Origin of the sequence: Halobacillus trueperi (assembly GCF_003386945.1) — a bacterium.
Lineage (GTDB): Bacteria > Bacillota > Bacilli > Bacillales > Halobacillaceae > Halobacillus > Halobacillus aidingensis.
On the sequence record NZ_QUAE01000004.1, the window covers coordinates 69280 to 86810 of the forward strand.

The 17531-nt window shown below is 44.7% G+C and carries 16 protein-coding genes; 11 read left to right on the top strand and 5 right to left on the bottom strand.

The features are described 5' to 3' along the window. Positions 1–202: 202 nt before the first annotated feature. The 4 genes from ychF (at position 203) to rpsR (ending at position 2482) form a co-directional block, all read left to right on the top strand. The gene (gene ychF / locus DYE48_RS06900; RefSeq protein ID WP_089650709.1) at positions 203–1300 is read left to right on the top strand and encodes a redox-regulated ATPase YchF; all 1098 of its coding nucleotides are present in this window, start codon (positions 203–205) and stop codon (positions 1298–1300) included. Positions 1301–1438: 138 nt separating this feature from the next. Further along, complete coding sequence (gene rpsF, locus DYE48_RS06905; protein ID WP_089650708.1) at positions 1439–1732, top strand: 30S ribosomal protein S6; 294 nt, start codon at positions 1439–1441, stop codon at positions 1730–1732. A 12-nt stretch (positions 1733–1744) separates the two neighbouring features. After that, complete coding sequence (gene ssb, locus DYE48_RS06910) at positions 1745–2233, top strand: single-stranded DNA-binding protein (RefSeq protein WP_115822995.1); 489 nt, start codon at positions 1745–1747, stop codon at positions 2231–2233. 21 nt (positions 2234–2254) lie between these two features. After that, on the top strand, positions 2255–2482 hold the full coding sequence (rpsR, locus tag DYE48_RS06915) for a 30S ribosomal protein S18 (protein WP_115822996.1): 228 nt from the start codon (positions 2255–2257) through the stop codon (positions 2480–2482). Positions 2483–3201: 719 nt separating this feature from the next. Here rpsR and DYE48_RS06920 read toward each other — a convergent pair. Continuing rightward, on the bottom strand, positions 3202–3639 hold the full coding sequence (locus tag DYE48_RS06920; RefSeq protein ID WP_115822997.1) for an Rrf2 family transcriptional regulator: 438 nt from the start codon (positions 3637–3639) through the stop codon (positions 3202–3204). Positions 3640–3843: 204 nt separating this feature from the next. Here DYE48_RS06920 and hmpA point away from each other — a divergent pair, with 204 nt between their 5' ends. Beyond that, entirely contained in the window at positions 3844–5043 is a 1200-nt protein-coding gene (gene hmpA, locus DYE48_RS06925; protein ID WP_115823159.1) for an NO-inducible flavohemoprotein, read from the top strand. Between the two features lie 183 nt (positions 5044–5226). Here the strand turns inward: hmpA and DYE48_RS06930 are convergent, their stop codons facing one another. Further along, positions 5227–5856: a YczE/YyaS/YitT family protein gene (locus tag DYE48_RS06930; RefSeq protein WP_115822998.1), complete on the bottom strand. Its 630-nt coding sequence runs from the start codon at positions 5854–5856 to the stop codon at positions 5227–5229. 121 nt (positions 5857–5977) lie between these two features. Continuing rightward, on the bottom strand, positions 5978–7651 hold the full coding sequence (locus DYE48_RS06935; protein ID WP_425269294.1) for a peptide ABC transporter substrate-binding protein: 1674 nt from the start codon (positions 7649–7651) through the stop codon (positions 5978–5980). 271 nt (positions 7652–7922) lie between these two features. Here DYE48_RS06935 and DYE48_RS06940 point away from each other — a divergent pair, with 271 nt between their 5' ends. The 3 genes from DYE48_RS06940 (at position 7923) to DYE48_RS06950 (ending at position 12409) form a co-directional block, all read left to right on the top strand. Then, positions 7923–9083: a pyridoxal-phosphate-dependent aminotransferase family protein gene (locus DYE48_RS06940; protein WP_115823000.1), complete on the top strand. Its 1161-nt coding sequence runs from the start codon at positions 7923–7925 to the stop codon at positions 9081–9083. A 2-nt stretch (positions 9084–9085) separates the two neighbouring features. Further along, positions 9086–10669: a phosphoglycerate dehydrogenase gene (serA, locus tag DYE48_RS06945; RefSeq protein ID WP_115823001.1), complete on the top strand. Its 1584-nt coding sequence runs from the start codon at positions 9086–9088 to the stop codon at positions 10667–10669. A gap of 222 nt (positions 10670–10891) precedes the next feature. After that, positions 10892–12409 (top strand): AbgT family transporter, encoded by a 1518-nt coding sequence (locus DYE48_RS06950; protein WP_115823002.1) that lies wholly within the window; start codon positions 10892–10894, stop codon positions 12407–12409. A gap of 57 nt (positions 12410–12466) precedes the next feature. On the opposite strand, the gene DYE48_RS06955 is transcribed toward DYE48_RS06950, so the two are convergent. Both DYE48_RS06955 and DYE48_RS06960 read right to left on the bottom strand, forming a co-directional pair. Further along, positions 12467–12985 carry an NUDIX domain-containing protein gene (locus DYE48_RS06955; protein WP_167449459.1) on the bottom strand — a complete coding sequence of 173 codons (519 nt, stop codon included), beginning with the start codon at positions 12983–12985 and terminating at the stop codon, positions 12467–12469. Next, entirely contained in the window at positions 12978–13793 is an 816-nt protein-coding gene (locus DYE48_RS06960; RefSeq protein ID WP_115823004.1) for a histidinol-phosphatase HisJ family protein, read from the bottom strand. The genes DYE48_RS06955 and DYE48_RS06960 overlap by 8 nt, the downstream gene beginning before the upstream one ends. A 163-nt stretch (positions 13794–13956) precedes the next feature. On the opposite strand from DYE48_RS06960, the gene DYE48_RS06965 reads away from it, so the two are divergent. The 3 genes from DYE48_RS06965 to rplI are packed head-to-tail and all read left to right on the top strand — an operon-like array spanning position 13957 to position 17351. Continuing rightward, positions 13957–14901, top strand: coding sequence for a YybS family protein (locus DYE48_RS06965; protein WP_115823005.1), 945 nt, complete (start codon positions 13957–13959; stop codon positions 14899–14901). Between the two features lie 33 nt (positions 14902–14934). Then, on the top strand, positions 14935–16908 hold the full coding sequence (locus DYE48_RS06970; RefSeq protein WP_115823006.1) for a DHH family phosphoesterase: 1974 nt from the start codon (positions 14935–14937) through the stop codon (positions 16906–16908). Next, positions 16905–17351, top strand: a complete 447-nt coding sequence (rplI, locus tag DYE48_RS06975) for a 50S ribosomal protein L9 (protein ID WP_089650695.1) — start codon at positions 16905–16907, stop codon at positions 17349–17351. Before DYE48_RS06970 ends, rplI begins: the two co-directional genes overlap by 4 nt. Positions 17352–17531: the final 180 nt, after the last annotated feature.

Consider the following 17531-nt stretch of genomic DNA (forward strand, 5'->3'; position numbering starts at 1 on the left):
TATTTTCAAACACAAATAAAAAGATCGTTCTTCCTATCTTTTTCAATAATTATTGAATTTGTTACTGTAGAAAAAGGAGTTTTTTAGGAGAAACAACCGAAGCTTTCCCGTTTTTGCATAGGTTGTTATTTTCAAGTACAGAATCTATAATTAAGTGGACTAACATGCATGTATGTAAATCCTTAAGGAGTGAAAGTCTCATATGGCACTAACAGCAGGAATCGTAGGTTTACCGAACGTGGGGAAATCTACGTTATTTAACGCAATTACACAAGCAGGCGCTTTGTCTGCCAACTATCCGTTCGCCACAATTGATCCGAACGTCGGGATCGTGGAAGTTCCGGATAGTCGTCTAGAGAAGTTGACTGAGCTTGTGAACCCTAAGAAAACTGTACCGACAGCTTTTGAATTCACGGATATCGCAGGAATCGTCAAAGGTGCGAGTAAAGGGGAAGGACTAGGAAACCAGTTCTTGTCTCATATTCGTCAAGTGGATGCGATTTGTCACGTGGTACGAGCATTTGAAGATGAAAATATCACCCACGTATCCGGTCAGGTCGATCCGATTACGGATATTGAAACCATCAACCTTGAACTGATTTTGGCGGACCTTGAAACCGTGTCGAAGCGCATGGATCGTGTCGCAAAAATGGCACGTCAAAAGGATAAAGAAGCAGTGGCTGAGTATGCAGTACTTGAAAAACTGAAAGATGCATTGGAGGAAGAAACCCCCGCCCGTGCCGTCGAATTCAGCAGCGATCAAGAAAAGATTGTCAAAGGCCTTCATCTATTGACTTCAAAGCCTATCCTCTATGTGGCGAATGTAAGTGAAGATGAAATTGGTGAAGCAGATAACGATCGAGTGAAACAAATTCGCGAATTTGCAGCAAAAGAAAACGCGGAAGTCATCGTGGTTTGTGCAAAAATTGAATCTGAAATCGCTGAGCTTGATAACGAAGAAAAAGAAGAGTTTCTTGAAGATCTCGGGATTGAAGAATCCGGTCTTGACCAACTAATCAAAGCAACTTACAACTTGCTTGGGCTGGCCACTTACTTTACGGCTGGAGAGCAGGAAGTCCGTGCGTGGACATTCAAAGAAGGCATGACCGCTCCACAGGCAGCCGGTATCATTCACACAGACTTCGAACGTGGGTTCATTCGTGCGGAGACGGTCTCATATGATGATCTCGTTGATGCAGGATCCATGGCAGTAGCCCGCGATCGTGGTCGTGTCCGTTTAGAAGGTAAAGAATATTTAGTGAAAGATGGCGACGTTATCCATTTCCGTTTCAACGTATAAGCGAGGATCCTTCCGTTAAAAGGTTGTAAATCTTGGACAACTTTGATACAATACTAAATTGTGAGTAATTCAATGAAGATTACTCCTTGCTCCTTTGATAGAAAAGGAGCCGTCAAGTCCATAAGGAGGTGAAAACGGATGAGTAGAAAATACGAAATCATGTATATCATCCGCCCAGACATCGAGGAGGAAGCGAAAACATCTGTCAAAGATCGTTTCAGCAAAATCCTAACAGATAACGGTGCGGAGATTGAAGAAGTTAAAGAAGTTGGCAAGCGTCGTCTTGCTTACGAAATTAACGACTACCGTGATGGGATCTATGTAACAGTTGATTTCACAGGTACACGTGATGCAATCAACGAATTCGACCGTCAAGCGAAGTTCACGGATGATATTATCCGCCACATCGCTGTACGCGAAGATGACAAATAAGGAGTGGTTCTGATGTTAAATCGTGTCGTATTAGCCGGCAGATTGACGAAGGATCCTGATTTACGCTATACGCCAAACGGAGTAGCTGTCGCCAACTTTACAATCGCCGTAAACCGTCCTTTTTCCAACAACTCAGGAGATCGCGATGCCGATTTCATCAACTGTGTCGTTTGGAGACGAGCGGCTGAGAACTTGGCTAACTTTATGAGTAAAGGTAGTCTTGTCGGTGTTGACGGACGCCTACAGTCCCGCAGCTTCGATAACCAAGAAGGTAAGCGTGTATTTGTAACAGAAGTTGTTGCAGATAGCGTGCAGTTCCTAGAGTCCAAAGGTGCTTCCCAAGGCGGGGGTAACCGTGGAGGTTCAGGATTCCAACCAAATCAGAATCAACAACCATCAGGAAACAACTTCGGTTCTAATAACAACAACCAACGAAATGATGACCCATTCGCAGATAATGGGGAACCAATCGATATATCAGATGATGATTTACCATTCTAAATAGGAAGGAGTGAATGCTACATGGCACGTCGTGGACGCGGAAAACGTAAAAAGGTGTGTTTCTTCACAGCTAACGGAATCACACACATCGACTTTAAAGATGTTGATTTGTTGAAACGTTTCGTCTCTGACCGTGGAAAAATTCTTCCTCGTCGAGTAACTGGAACTTCTGCAAAGTATCAGCGTAAATTGACAAAAGCGATCAAACGCGCTCGTACAATGGCCCTACTTCCTTACACTACGGAGTAAGAGTAGCGTCGCAAACCCCTTGATAGCTCACCAGAGCCATCAAGGGGTTTTTTTATCGTTATCTTTATTCATGTAAATGGCAGGATTGTGAAAGACTCGATTTCGAGACTTTGTGGGAGTTTAGGGGCTCCGGGAAAAGGTTCGCTTTCCGTGGGCGAGTGATGAGCCTCCTCGAGCTAACGCTCTGTGGGGTCTCATCTACCACGCACTTCCCACAGGAGTCTCACCGTTTCCCTCCGCGCCTTTGCCATATGAGGTTCTCGAAATCCCTCTAATAGTAACCTGCCGAGCTCTGTAAAAAAGCCCTGTTCACCAACGCCGTTACAGAGTCGTTTTAACCATAGATCCAGCAAGAATAAGGCGTGGGAACAGGGTCTGGGAAACGTCCGCATGAAAAACGAATGGAAAACAAGAACGTGTGTGTTTTTCTACTGACTGATTCAAAGCATTGCAAATCGTCGTTTCCCTGACCCCGTATCCATGGCCAGGAATTGTCAATCATTATTTCAACTAGGCAAGGCTTCCTTTAATGATGCGCGGTATGTTCTCCTTGGATCCCACGGAAAGCGAGCTATTCCCCGCAGCCCCCATCCACTCAACAAAAGTCTCGAAACTGAGTCTTCAACTAAAGGGAGCTATTACGCAATAAACACTTTTTCAGCTACATACAAAACACGGCTGTTTCTCTGAATTCAGAGAAACAGCCGTGTTTTGTTATTCTATTTCAGCCCCATTAAGGCTCTCAGCTCTTGTTTGTTCGTCAGCAAGTCTTCCAGTGTGTATTTATCTAAGACGGTTAGAAAGGCTCGTAAGGCTTCGTGAAGGACGCCTTTCAGCTTACATGCCGGGGTGATGACGCAGTAGTTGGTGGCGCAGTCAAAGCATTCGAGCAAGTGGAAGTCGTCTTCCATGGCGCGTACAACGTTTCCTATATTGATGTCTGCTGGTTCTTTAGCCAGACGGATGCCGCCAGAACGTCCCCGGAGAGTTTCGATCAACTCTAGTTTATTCAACTCGTGGATGATCTTTCCTAAATGGTTTTCTGAGATGTGAAAAACCTCGGAAATCTCCTTTTTATTCGCAAGTTCGCCATCTCGTTTCGATGCAGTGAAAATCAGGACTCTCAAAGCGTAATCGGTGTATTTCTTGAGACGCATCTATTTTAACCCTCATTCTTGTTTTTTTATTATCTTATCATAAACTGCCCTGGCTGTCTTAATTAAGCAATGTTTTGTTTTCTGTCACAAAAGATGTATTTTCAATATTGCTTTTACGAGGAAGGACTCCTTATAATAAAGATGTATATAAAATACACCAATTAATAAAAGGGGTTTTTAAGTATGTCTACGAAGGCGACTGAAATTCTCGATCAACAGACGATAAAGACGATTAAATCAACTGTTCCTGTATTAGCAGAACATGGAGAAGCGATTACGCGTCACTTTTACAAACGGATGTTTGAAGATCATCCAGAGTTGAAAAATATTTTCAACCAGACCCACCAGCGGGTCGGGGATCAGCCAAAGGCGCTTGCCAATACGGTTTATGCGGCTGCCCAATACATTGATCAACTCGAGGTCATTGTTCCGCGTGTTAAACAAATTGCAGAAAAGCACCGTAGTTTAAATGTGAAACCTGAACATTACCCGATCGTAGGAGAGTATTTATTAAAAGCCATTAAAGAGGTCCTTGGGGATGCAGCTACCGATGACATTATTGAGGCATGGGGGAAAGCTTACGGAGTCATTGCTGATGCTTTTATTGGAGTGGAAAAAGAATTGTACCAGGAAGCAGAACAGCAAAAAGGCGGCTGGACCGGGTACCGCTTATTTGATGTGGTGGATAAGGTTAAAGAGAGTGAGGAAATCACTTCTTTCTATTTGGAACCAAAAGACGGAAAAGCATTACCTACTTACAAACCCGGCCAGTATTTAACTATCAAGGCAGAAATTCCAGGTGAAACCTATACGCACCTTAGACAATACAGCCTTTCTGATGCCCCGGGAAAACCCTACTACAGAATTAGTGTGAAAAAAGAACGAGGACTCTTGAATCATCCTGATGGCATGGTTTCTTCCTGGTTGCATGATCAGGTTGAAGCTGGTGATTCCATTCCTGTCAGTGCCCCAGCGGGAGACTTTTATCTAGATACCCATACCGAACGTCCACTTGTTTTGATTAGTGGTGGTGTAGGGCTCACACCTTTGATGAGCATGTGGAAGTACGCACAGAAAGCTCAGCCGAATCGTCAGGTTCATTTCATCCACGCTGCAAGAAACGGACGTGTGCACGCTTTTAAAGAGGAAATTGAAGAGTCAAAACCAGGTACGGCCCACCTCATATATGAAAAGCCTGAGGAGAATGACTTGTTGAAAGGACTGCACAAATCAGAAGGTTATATTACACTTGATTGGTTGAAGACAATTGCTCCTGAAGAAGCAGAATTTTATTTTTGCGGACCGGAAGGGTTCATGAAGGCTGTTTATGGCATGCTGAATCGTTGGGGAATTACTGAAGATCGCATTCACTATGAATTTTTTGGACCTCAAGGAGAGTTATAAAAAAGAGACGGAATCACAATTTGATTCCGTCTCTTTTTGTTTGGATATATGATTCTGAAGGGATACACTCACATCCATCGCCCCTACTTTCGTGACATAAGCAACCCTCCACTGAAAGGAAAATTCACCTTCATCCAGATGAGTTAATCATGCATTCTCTTGTCTCTAGGCGTCTGAGTTTTTTTATGAACAGGAAGGAGCAAGGGGCTGCAGCCGCTGATCAAATTTATTGATTTGCGCCATGAAACCTTGAATGACTGGTCCGCTGAACAGGGTGATCAGTACAGTGCCAATGCCAATTGCCCCGCTGAAGAGAAAGGCGAGAATAACTAGGAGAATACTGATGAGCGCCCTCGAGATGGACACGTTCCACCCCGTGAGTTTACTGACAACGAGCATCATCCGGTCGAATGGATTTGGGGCGAAGTCTGCTTGAAGGTTAAGCGCAATACCAAAACCTGCAATGATCATTCCAGCAACCAAGCAGATCATCTGCGTCCAAAACACATCCGGATGGATCGTATCGCGGATGGTAAAGACCCAAAAATCGATGCCGATTCCAGTTAAAAGAGATGTCGCCAAAGCAAGGAGCTCTGGTCGTCTTTTTTCAGCAATAGCATTGAATACGATCATACTGAAACCGACGACGATCTCCCAACTCCCGATCGTCAGACCGAATGTCCGGTGCAGACCGACGAGAAGGGCATCAAATGGAGACGTACCTTGTGCAGACTGGATGGTCAAGGCGATGCCAAGTGTCATGATGATAATACCTACCGTATAATACATCGTCCTCATATAGATGCGCTTCATGTCCATCCGCCCCTTTCGTTTTTTCATACCTTAAGAGACTATATCGCGAATAGACGGGAAATTTCAAGACTATGAATGTAAAAAAACGACAGGGAAAAGTCCCTGTCGTTTTTAGATTCGTTTACTCTTCTACATAAGCCCATTTAAATTCAAATTCTGGGCCTGTTGCTGTTGTGAAGACACCTTTGATCGAAGGACGGAAAAGTTGAGCTTTTGCATCCTGATAGATTGGTGCTACCGCTTGATCTTCTTCTAGAAGCAGTCTTTCAGCTTCCAAGAATGTTTCATAACGTTTTTCAGGCTCTTGGGCATACTCGCCGTTCGCCTTTTCAATCAACGCGTCATACTCTTCGCTGGAGTAGCCCATGTTGTTGTTCTGACCATCTGTAAGGTACATGTTCAAGTAAGTGTTCGGGTCAACATAGTCTGGACCCCATGTAGCAGCTTCCATTTCAAATTCGCCTTCGTTGTCACGACGGACACGTTCTTTAAATGGTACTTCCATCAAGTTGATGGTTACGCCTTCAAGGTTTTCTTCCAGTTGGTTCTTATAGTAGGCAAGTACGTCTTTGGAAGTTCCTGTATCATCACCAAGCAGTTCGATTTCAACTGAATCGGTACCTAGAGCTTCCAGGCCTTTCTGCCAATGTTCTTTTGCTTTTTCAACGTTATATTCTACCAACGGACCTTGAGCTTCTCGGAAGTCTTGGTCACTGTCCGGCATAGAAACAAAGTTGGATGGAACATAGCCTTCTGCTGGTACAGATCCATCGTTCAAAATGACGTCAACGAGTGACTGACGGTCAATCGCGTAGGAAATCGCTTTACGAATGTCTGCATTCGCAAGAGCTTCGTTATTCTCCTGGTTGAACTTGAAGAAGTATAAGTATGGTTTTTCTGCAACATTGAAAGCGTCGCTCGTGCGGTACTGGTCCACGAATTCAGCGTTCAATTCCGTCTGATCGATTTCACCAGTATCATAAAGGTTGACACCAGTAGAAACTTCTTTAATTACTTTGGCATTAATCGTTTCTAATTGAACGGTGTCTGCATCCCAGTACGTATCACTTTTCTCAACGGTCCAGCCTTCGCCGTGATTCCACTCCGTCATTTGGAATGGCCCGTTAGAAATTGTATATTCAGCTTCTGTAGCAAATTTGTCGCCCTGTTCTTCTACATACTTCTGGTTCAACGGCATGAATGTAATGAATACCGTCATAGATTTGAAGTATGGAACAGGCTTTTCAAGTTCGACAACAAGGGTCTTGTCATCTTCAGCTGTAGCGCCCAGGTCTTCAAGTTCTGCTTCACCATCACTGATGGCTTGGGCATTTTTAATGATGCCTCCAAGGAAGTAAGGGCCGTACTCAGAGCCAACCTCTGGGTCGACAGCTCTTCTCCATGCATATACGAAGTCGTGTGCTGTGACAGGGTCACCGTTGGACCATTCCGCATCACGCAATTTAAATGTCCATGTCAGGCCGTCTTCACTCACTTCGGAGCTTTCTGCCATTCCATCTACAAGCTGGCTGTTCTCATCCAGGCGGTATAGCCCTTCATAAGTTTCCCCAGCCCACTGAAAACCGACCGAATCGGTGATTAGAGATGGATCCATGCTAGGAATCTCACTTTTCGCTGTTACGGTAATTTCTTGATTTCCGGAAGCTTCTCCCTCGTCTGACTGTTCAGTTGTTTCTTCAGATGTTTCATCCGTGTTTTCTTCACCTGTGTCTGTTGATGTTTCGCTGTCTCCCCCGCTGCAAGCTGCAAGGAACAGTGCGAACATCAGTGCCATTAACACCAATAGATGCTTTCTCAAAGTGAATTCCCCCTATTTTTAATTTTCTAAAAATAATTACTTTTTGAATTATACAGATAAAAAAGAAAAAAATCAAAGTCCTTTATTCGATAAAAATAAGAAAAAAATGTCGTTGAACAGAATATTCTAATTTAATTGACAATGGTTCTTTCTTTGATAGGATTAGAGAATATCATTGCTTTTCTAAAGCATAAAAGGATCTATGGAGAAAAGTGAATCACTGAATATAGAGGAGGTTGAAGGAAGTATGAAACGTGAATGGGATTTGTTGCACACCCCTGGTCCAACGCCAATTCCACCGAGTGTAGAACGGAGCATGAATCAACCGATGATCGGCCACCGTGGTGGGAAGGCCAAAGATTTGATCAATGCTATTGCTCCTAAACTGAAGCCGGTGTTCGGTACATCTGGAGAGGTGCTGGTCGTTACAGGGAGCGGGACGTCTTCTTTAGAAGCATCTGTTGTAAACACGACCAAGCCCGGGGACAAAGCAATTGTCGTAGTCGCTGGAGCATTCGGAGATCGTTTTGCTCAGATTTGTGAGACGTATGAATTGGATGTGGTACGCGTTGAGGTTCCATGGGGAAAAGCAGTCGAGATCTCCCAAGTGGAAGAAGCACTTCAAGAACATCCTGATACGAAGGCCGTATTTCTTACACACTGTGAAACATCGACAGGGGTCATGCATCCGGTGGAAAAAATCGCTGAGCGTGTAAAATCTATAAGTTCAGCTCTTGTCATCGTCGATGGGGTTTCTTCTATTGGAGGCGCCGAAGTGAAGATGGATCAGTCTGGAATCGATATCTTAGTTTCAGGTTCACAAAAAGCGATGATGCTTCCTGCGGGGCTCGCGTTTTTGGCTGTCGGAGCTCAGGCCTGGTCAGTCATTGATGAAAATCCGCGTCCTCGTTTTTACTTAGATTTACGGAAATACCGTCAACAGCTTGAAGGAGGGCAGACTCCTTTTACACCTGCTCTTTCCCTTCTTTTCGGTCTCCAGCAGGTCCTTGGATTGTTGGAAGAGGAAGGCTTAGATCGGGTTTTTGAACGTCACCAAACGATGAAAGAAATGACACGGGACGCTTGCCGTGCCTTGAACCTGCCTCTGTTGGTCTCTGACGAAGATGCTTCATCGACCGTCACATCGATCCGACCAGAATCTTTTGAGGCAGAACAACTCCGAAAAGTGGCGAATGAAGAGTTCGGCCTTATTTTAGCTGGCGGACAGAAGCATATGAAGGGTGAAATTTTCAGGATTGGACACATGGGATACTGTCGTCCTGCTAATGTACTTCAATATATAGGAATTCTTGAAATTGTCTTGAAACGTTTAGGTCATGAATTCGAACCGGGAGCGGGTGTCGCAGCTGCGCAAGCCGTTTATTTGGAACGTACAAGGGAGGAATAGAGATGCACCGCGTATTGATTAGTGATCCACTGAGTGAAGATGGAATCAGACCTCTATTAGAGGCGGAAGATATCGAAACCGTCATGAATCCGAACTTATCTCATGAGCAGTTGTTGGAGGAAATCGGTTCGGTAGAAGCGCTTATCGTAAGAAGCCAGACGCAAGTGACAAGAGAAGTCATTGAACATGCCCCTCATTTGAAGATTATCGGCCGTGCGGGAGTGGGAGTCGATAACATCGATCTCGATGCGGCCACGGAAAACGGCGTCATTGTCGTGAATGCCCCAGATGGGAATACGATCTCGACAGCCGAACACACAATGGCAATGCTCATGTCGTTAGCTCGGAACATTCCGCAAGCTTATCATCAGCTCCAACAAAAGCGGTGGGAACGTAAAAAATTCGTCGGCGTTGAGTTGAAAGATAAAGTGCTCGGCATTGTCGGGTTCGGGCGGATCGGTCGCGAAGTCGCCCAGCGCGCCAAAGGTCACCGCATGAAAGTAATCGCCTTCGATCCGTTTCTGAATGAAGAAAAAGCAGAAAAAGCAGGTGTCACACATGGGACATTAGAGGAAGTTCTCAAACAGGCAGACTTTCTGACTGTTCATACCCCTCTGATTGACAAAACGAAGCATCTGATTAATGAAGAAGCCATTGCCATGATGAAGACGGGAGCCCGTATATTGAATTGTGCCCGTGGAGGGATTGTAGAAGAAAATGCGCTTTATGAAGCGATCCAATCAGGGAAAATCGCCGGGGCAGCGCTTGATGTCTTTGAAGAAGAACCTGCGACGGAGCATCCGTTGTTATCCTTGCCGGAAGTGATCGCCACCCCTCACCTCGGTGCAAGTACGATCGAAGCCCAGGAAAACGTCGCGACAGACGTCAGCTACGATGTGCTGGAACTATTGCGCGGAGGAACGGTGAGAAACCCTGTCAATCTACCTTCTGTGTCATCAGAAATGATGGAGAAGCTCTCCCCTTACTTCAAGCTCTCTGAACGTTTAGGCGCCTTTTTATCAAAAGTGGTGGAAGGTACGCTTGAGCGTGTGAACGTGTATTATAGTGGCGATTTGCTCGAGGTTGATACAATGCCTCTTACACGGATTGCCGTCAAGGGGATATTGAAACGTCATATCGGAGAACGTGTGAATGATGTGAATGCGTTCAAGACAGCTTCTGACAAAGGGATTACGGTAAATGAGCAGAAGTCGACTCAAACGAAAGGATTTACGAACTTGATCACCGTTGAAATCGAGACCGATCAGGAAAAGCGCAGCCTTGCCGGTACGCTGCTGAACGGTTTAGGCGCACGTATCGTGCAGTTTGATCAGTATTCCATCGACGTTGTTCCAGAGGGACATCTTGTCGTGATCCGCCACACCGACCAACCAGGCGCGATCGGCCGCGTGGGGAGCTTACTTGCCGAACATGAAATCAACATTGCAACCATGCAGGTTGGACGTACGAATGAAGGTGGAGAAGCCGTCATGGTGCTCACTGTAGACAAACCGGTGGATGGGGAGTGTAACGAAAAGCTTGCTCAAATTGAAGATATCAAGCAAGTACAGTGTTTGACGATTTAATTGTATCCATTTATGGGTAGCTGATCCGAAGATAATTGCTATTATTTTATATAAAAAAAGACAAACCTCAACAGGTTTGTCTTTTTATTATGGAAAAAGTGATTCCATTTTATAGTTTTGTAAAATCTAGTACAAAAGCTTTGACTTTGAGAATTTCTCTTGTTAAGTTTAATTCCGACTTAATTCCGACTTAATTCATCAACTTTGTAGGGTGGGGATATAATGGAGGAAAACAGAGCAGAGATTTCATCTGGTCGTAGGTTTTTATTTCGTATTTTAGATGGCATCGAATGGCTGGGGAATAAGCTTCCATCACCATTGTTGCTGTTTGCTATATTAGCATTTATCGTAGTGATTATTTCTGGAATTTTTGCCGGTGTATCTGTCACGAATCCAACGACAGGGGAAGCCGTAGAGGTGAAAAACCTTTTCAGTCTGAGTGGCCTGGATTATATATTTAACAGTGCGGTCGATAACTTTATTGGGTTTCCGCCGCTTGGAGCCGTTCTTGTGACCATGCTCGGCATTGGTCTTGCTGAACAAACGGGTTTGATAAATGCATCTTTGAAAGGAATTGTGTTTTCCTTTCCTCAAAAATTGTTGACGGCTGCTTTAGTTTTCGCCGGAGTCATGTCCAGTGTAACGGTCAACGCCGGTTACGTTGTACTTCCACCACTTGGAGCCGTCCTTTTCTTAGGACTTGGGCGACACCCACTTGCTGGACTTGCTGCCGCCTTTGCGGGTGTGTCTGGTGGGTTTGGTGCCAATTTAGCTCTCACGTCTACCGATGCCATCCTTCAAGAGTTGACTGCTGAAGCGACACGTACGATCGACCCTGCTTATGCAGAAACGATTACGGTCACAATGAATTACTTCTTCGCAGCCGTGTCTGTCGTTCTGATCACTCTTATTGGTACGCTCGTAACTGAAAAAATCGTAGAACCCAGACTTGGTAAGTATGAAGGTGAGCAGGAAGGGGAAATCGATGAGTTGACCGCTCTTGAGAAAAAAGGGATGCGTCTTGCTGGGATCGGTTTTCTGATTACGTTTGCTCTCATGGCTTACTTGTCTTTCGGTCCTTTGCGTGGAGACGGGGCCTATATTGAATCTCCGTTTTTCAGTGCATTGGTATTCGTCATTTTCCTATTATTCTTGGTCCCGGGTTTGATTTATGGAATCGTTACAAAAGAGATTTCTAATGATAAGGACCTTACCAAACTGCTTGGAAAAACAATGGCAAGCATGAGCGGTTATATTGCCCTTGCGTTTACGGCAGGACAGTTTATCGCGTATTTCCGTGAAACGAATTTAGGGACTGTCATCGCTTTTCGCGGGGCAGACTTTTTGAATTCTACAGGGTTTGATGGGATTGGACTCATCTTAACGTTTATTGGACTGACGATGGTCGTCAACTTCTTCATTGGAAGTTCTTCAGCCAAATGGACAATTTTGGCCCCTGTTTTCGTTCCGATCATGATGAATCTTGGCTATTCTCCGGAGTTTACGACATTGCTCTATCGTATCGCAGACTCTGTGACGAACATGATTACCCCGTTGCTTCTATACTTCCCTGTCATCATCGCGTTCGCTCAGCGCTATGATAAGAAACTAGGGATTGGAACACTCATTTCCATGATGATTCCTTATTCCGTTGCGTTCTTACTTGGCTGGTTGCTACTGTTGCTCGTATGGGTGCTATTAGGAATCCCTGTAGGACCTGGTGCACCAATTCAATATTAATGAAAAAAGCTCAGCGTCGGTGTGACGTTGAGCTTTTTTACGTTTATCTTTCGGATATCAGGAAGTTTGCACGTTATTCAGTAATTGATCTAAAACGTAATTCTCCCGCTCGATCCATGTATTTTTTTTTGTTTGACCCAGTATTTTTCCGTTTTGGGCAAGGGCTTTCTCGACGCTTATCCATACGGGTGTGAAGTCCTGGTCTTCCTCATAGGGATCCAGCTGTTGTCCGCCCTTCTCTCCCCACCACTCACAAAAATAATAACGGGAGGTCATTTCAAATGTTGCTTCAGGGTCATAAATGTCAAGGTGACTTTCCACAATCTCACCAGCAAATTGTCTCACCTGGCAGTTCCTAAAGCCTGTTTCTTCTTGGATTTCTCTAATGAGAGCTTCCTTATCTTCCTCTCCATCATCAACGCCACCACCAGGCAATTTGTAATCCCCGAGGTTAGACTTCACCATCAGAATTTTTCCTTCTTGAAAAAGAATGCCTCTGACTGCGAGCCGCTTGTTTGTTTTGTACCCCTCATTTTTTTCGATCCCAAACCGCTTCTTAAAAATGAAGTCAGCCAATGGGATGCACCTGGCGTTTGCGGTTGGAGAATGTATGGACTTCTGTATAACCAACGGATTTTGCAAGATCGATCGCTCTTTCATAACGGTACCCGATATGGTCCGGCTTGTGGGCATCCGAGCAGAGAACGATTCCAACACCTTCATCTTTACACATTTGTAGAAGCGTTGGATCTGGATAGAGTTCTCCAACTGGTTTGCGCAAGCCTGCCGTACTGATTTCAATGCATGTATCTGTTTTCGCTAGAGCTTTTGCTGCGCGTTTATATTGTTCTTTCAAAAATTCTTTGTCATCTGGCCGGTAACCGAACACTTTGATGACATCAATATGTCCGACAAAATCAAAAAGTCCTGACTCTGCAAGGGTGACGACACGGTCAAAGTATTGCTGATAGACGTCTTTTAGATCTCTATTTTCATATTCATCACGGTAAATCGCAAGATCAATGCCCCATTCATCAATCCAGTGGACGGACCCAATCACGTAATCAAAAGGATGGGAGGATATAAAGGTTTCCATCTCTTTTTCTTTTCCTGGCATGTAATCCATTTCAATGCCCATCTTGATCGGAAGTTCTGCTTTGGCTGCTTCATCAAACATCTTTTGGTAGGTTTCAAAGTCAAGCGTACGACGGTTCTCCACCCAAGGGTTGGAGAGAATGTCACGTGTTTCCTGAAAGAAATACGCGTGTTCAGATATGCCTAATTCTTCAATTCCTTCTTCTTTCGCTTTTGTTATGTAGGTTCGTAGATAGTCGACATCAAGGTTTCCGGTTTCTGCCATATGGACGTGGTAATCGGTGCGCATGTGGGGCCCTCCTCTATCGAATTTTATTCATCATAACAAACATTAGAAAAAATCACCAAGAAGAAGCGGATGGAAGCATTTGATACGAGAAGTATGAGGGGATGATATGTTAAAATAGGGAGGTTAAGACAAGCGCGATAGAAATAGAGGTGCTTTATCAATCATGAATGACACAAAGAGGTTGACGGAAGGGGCTTTAATGACCGGCCTATATCTGCTATTGTTATTGGTAATCATTTTTTTGCCGGTTATGGGACCACTACTATTAATGATCCTGCCTGTTCCATTTGTTTATTATAGTTATCGTTATGGTGGAAAAGCAGGGGGCCTTATGTTTGTGGCCGCCACCATTTTCACACTATTATTTGCGACCGTATTTACCGTTTTCACCTTGCTGGCCGGAATTGGCGGGCTTTTCTTAGGTATCGCTTTGCATCACAAACGTTCATCCTATGAAGCTCTTGCTATTGGCTCTGTTGGGTTTGTCATCGGTCTTCTCGGAATTCTCTTAATCACGCAGCTCTTTCTTGGAGTCAATTTAATGGAAGAACTGAAAAATGGTATGAACCAGGGCTACGGCACTTTCGAGAGAATTTTCTCAGGGCTTCTTGATGGAGAAGAGGTAGAGACGGATTTGGCTGAGATCGGGCAATTGATTGATTTTATCCCGGATATTGTCCCAAGTATATTGGCGATGAGTGGTGTCATGATGGCTTTCGTCACCCAATGGACGACCTATAAACTGATCAATCGCATCGAAAATCAGTCCATGGGATTCACGGATTTTAAGAACTTCAAGCTGCCTACATCAATATTATGGTATTACTTTGTTGCAATGATCTTGAATTATGTCACGATGGATGGCAATAATCTGATTTATTTAGCTGCCGTGAATGTATTTATTCTGACGGGAGCACTGATCGTCCTGCAGGGATTCTCTTTCGTCTTTTTCTATGCATGGAAGAAAAAGTGGTCAAAAGCTATACCGATTCTTGTGGTTGTATTTTCCATACTTCTTCCACAAATCATCATGTACCTTGTGAGAATAATCGGTATAATTGATATAGGATTTCCGATGAGGGAACGTGTGGAAGAAAAGAAAGAATGATCGCTCTCAAGAAGATGGTAGGAGCTGAATGCAATGCCGAATTTTTTTAAAAAACCAACAATGAGCGGACACTTGTGGATCATTTATTTGATCTCTCTCATTCTGCTTGGCTTCATCTGGTACTATCAATGGATGCTGGGACTAATGATGACGCTCTTTTTAGCTGCGTCCATTTTTTACAGTGTCCGTACTGAACAGAACATGATCAATGAGACAGAAGAATATATATCGACCTTATCCTACAGGGTGAAAAAAGTGGGCGAAGAAGCCTTACTGGAAATGCCCATCGGAATCGTTCTCTATAGTGAAAACTATATGATCGAGTGGGCGAATCCTTATATGAACAAGTTCACAGAAGAGGATACGATTGTTGGCGAATCGTTAAAACGACTTTCCGATCACCTGATTCCATGTGTGAAAGATGAGGAAGATGAAGTTTGGATCACGATTGCCGGTTATAAATTCCAGACGATTATCAAAAGGGATGAACGTCTGCTTTACTTGTTCGACCGGACACAGCAGACGGAAATCCACAACCGTTATGAAAATGAACAGACGGTTCTTTCCATCATTTTCCTTGATAACTATGAAGAAATTACTCAGGGGATGGATGACACCGCCAAAAGCCATATCAACTCGCAAGTGACTTCGATTTTAAACAAGTGGGCGGGAGACTATGGCATTTACTTGAAGCGGACTTCTCAAGAGCGCTTCATAGCGGTCATGAATCAGAAAATTCTTTATACGTTGGAAAAAGCGAAGTTTGAAATCCTTGATGATGTACGTGAATTGATTACAGACCAGAACGTTCCATTGACGTTAAGTTTCGGAATCGGTGTCGGCCCGGTCAGTCTTCCGGAGCTTGGTGAACTAGCTCAATCGAGTCTTGACCTTGCGCTCGGCCGAGGTGGAGACCAGGTCGCCATCAAAGACGATTCAGGGAAAGTCCGTTTCTATGGCGGAAAGACAAATCCGATGGAAAAACGGACACGGGTACGCGCCCGCGTCATCTCCCATGCCATGAAAGAACTTGTTCAGGCAAGTGAGAAGGTTTTGATCATGGGACACAAATCCCCGGATATGGACTCTGTCGGCGCGTCGATCGGTATCTTGAAAATTGCCCAGGCAAACGACAAGAAAGCCGCCATCGTCCTTGATCCGGAGGATATCGACACCGGCGTTCAACGGATGGTCGAGGAAATCGAGAAAGACGAAGACCTCTGGCATTACTTCATCCCACCTGAGGATGCTTTAGAGATGGTGACGAATGATACACTGCTTGTTGTTGTGGATACGCACAAGCCTTCCATGGTCATTGAGGAGAAGCTGCTTTCCAAAACGGAGCATGTCGTCGTGATTGATCACCATAGACGTGCAGAAGAATTCATCGCCGATCCGACACTTGTTTATATGGAACCATACGCATCATCGACAGCTGAACTTGTCACTGAGCTGCTTGAATACCAGCCGAAAAAACTGAAACTGTCGATGCTCGAATCGACCGCCCTGCTCGCAGGGATTATCGTCGACACAAAAAGCTTCACGCTCCGTACAGGGTCACGGACATTCGATGCTGCCTCATACTTGAGGTCCAAGGGAGCGGATACCGTACAAGTCCAGAAGTTCATGAAAGAAGATCTCGATGTCTATATCCGCAGAAGTAAGCTGATTGAACGGGCCTCTGTTTACAGAGATGGAATTGCGATTTCCACCGGGGACCGTGGAGAAACTTACGGACCTGTTATCATTGCACAGGCCGCGGATACGCTACTGACCATGAGCGGGATTGTTTCCTCGTTCGTTATTTCTGAACGCAGTGATGGACGGATCGGCATCAGCGCCCGTTCTCTCGGGGATATCAATGTCCAGGTCATCATGGAGAGGATGAACGGGGGCGGGCATTTGACGAACGCAGCCACACAGCTTGAAGATACAACGATTGAAGATGCAAAAGCATTGTTGCAAGATATTATTGATGAATATTTTGAAGGGGGAGACACAGAATGAAAGTAATTTTCAAAGCGGATGTCAAAGGAAAAGGCAAAAAAGGCGAAATCAAAGAAGTGAACGATGGATACGCGCGCAACTACCTCCTAAAAAACAATTTGGCGGTAGAAGCGACGAAGGGGAACGTCCAGGCGCAAAAAGCTAAAGATGCCAAAGCCGAACAGCAAGCACAGGAAGAAGTCGAGGAAGCGAAACGTTTGAAAGAAACGCTTGCGGATCTCGAAGTGAAGCTTGTGGCGAAATCCGGAGATAACGGCCGCCTATTTGGTTCCATAACAAGTAAGCAGATCGCCGAGCAACTGAAGAAATCCCATAATATTAAAATCGATAAACGTAAAATCGAGCTTGATGATCCGATCCGGACATTGGGCTACACGAACGTCCCTGTGAAACTTCACCCAGAAGTAACAGGTACGATCAAAGTCCATGTCGAGGAAAAGTAAGTCTTGAACGATCAAGCGCCCAATCCATTCTACTGGAGCTATTGGGCGCTTCTGTTTTGTATTTCTGGCTCACATCCCTCTTTTTCATAATGAAAAGGAAGGATGTATAAAATAACCGTACAACGTGCGGTTGTTTGTGACGGACGGGCCATCCGTGCTTTAGATTCAGAGGAGGAACAA

Coding starts and splice junctions, on each gene's coding strand:
- ychF (WP_089650709.1), top strand. CDS start 203: ATGGCACTAACAGCAGGAATCGTAGGTTTACCGAACGTGGGGAAATCT.
- rpsF (WP_089650708.1), top strand. CDS start 1,439: ATGAGTAGAAAATACGAAATCATGTATATCATCCGCCCAGACATCGAG.
- ssb (WP_115822995.1), top strand. CDS start 1,745: ATGTTAAATCGTGTCGTATTAGCCGGCAGATTGACGAAGGATCCTGAT.
- rpsR (WP_115822996.1), top strand. CDS start 2,255: ATGGCACGTCGTGGACGCGGAAAACGTAAAAAGGTGTGTTTCTTCACA.
- DYE48_RS06920 (WP_115822997.1), bottom strand. CDS start 3,639: ATGCGTCTCAAGAAATACACCGATTACGCTTTGAGAGTCCTGATTTTC.
- DYE48_RS06930 (WP_115822998.1), bottom strand. CDS start 5,856: ATGAAGCGCATCTATATGAGGACGATGTATTATACGGTAGGTATTATC.
- DYE48_RS06935 (WP_425269294.1), bottom strand. CDS start 7,651: ATGGCACTGATGTTCGCACTGTTCCTTGCAGCTTGCAGCGGGGGAGAC.
- DYE48_RS06940 (WP_115823000.1), top strand. CDS start 7,923: ATGAAACGTGAATGGGATTTGTTGCACACCCCTGGTCCAACGCCAATT.
- serA (WP_115823001.1), top strand. CDS start 9,086: ATGCACCGCGTATTGATTAGTGATCCACTGAGTGAAGATGGAATCAGA.
- DYE48_RS06950 (WP_115823002.1), top strand. CDS start 10,892: ATGGAGGAAAACAGAGCAGAGATTTCATCTGGTCGTAGGTTTTTATTT.
- DYE48_RS06960 (WP_115823004.1), bottom strand. CDS start 13,793: ATGCGCACCGATTACCACGTCCATATGGCAGAAACCGGAAACCTTGAT.
- DYE48_RS06965 (WP_115823005.1), top strand. CDS start 13,957: ATGAATGACACAAAGAGGTTGACGGAAGGGGCTTTAATGACCGGCCTA.
- DYE48_RS06970 (WP_115823006.1), top strand. CDS start 14,935: ATGCCGAATTTTTTTAAAAAACCAACAATGAGCGGACACTTGTGGATC.
- rplI (WP_089650695.1), top strand. CDS start 16,905: ATGAAAGTAATTTTCAAAGCGGATGTCAAAGGAAAAGGCAAAAAAGGC.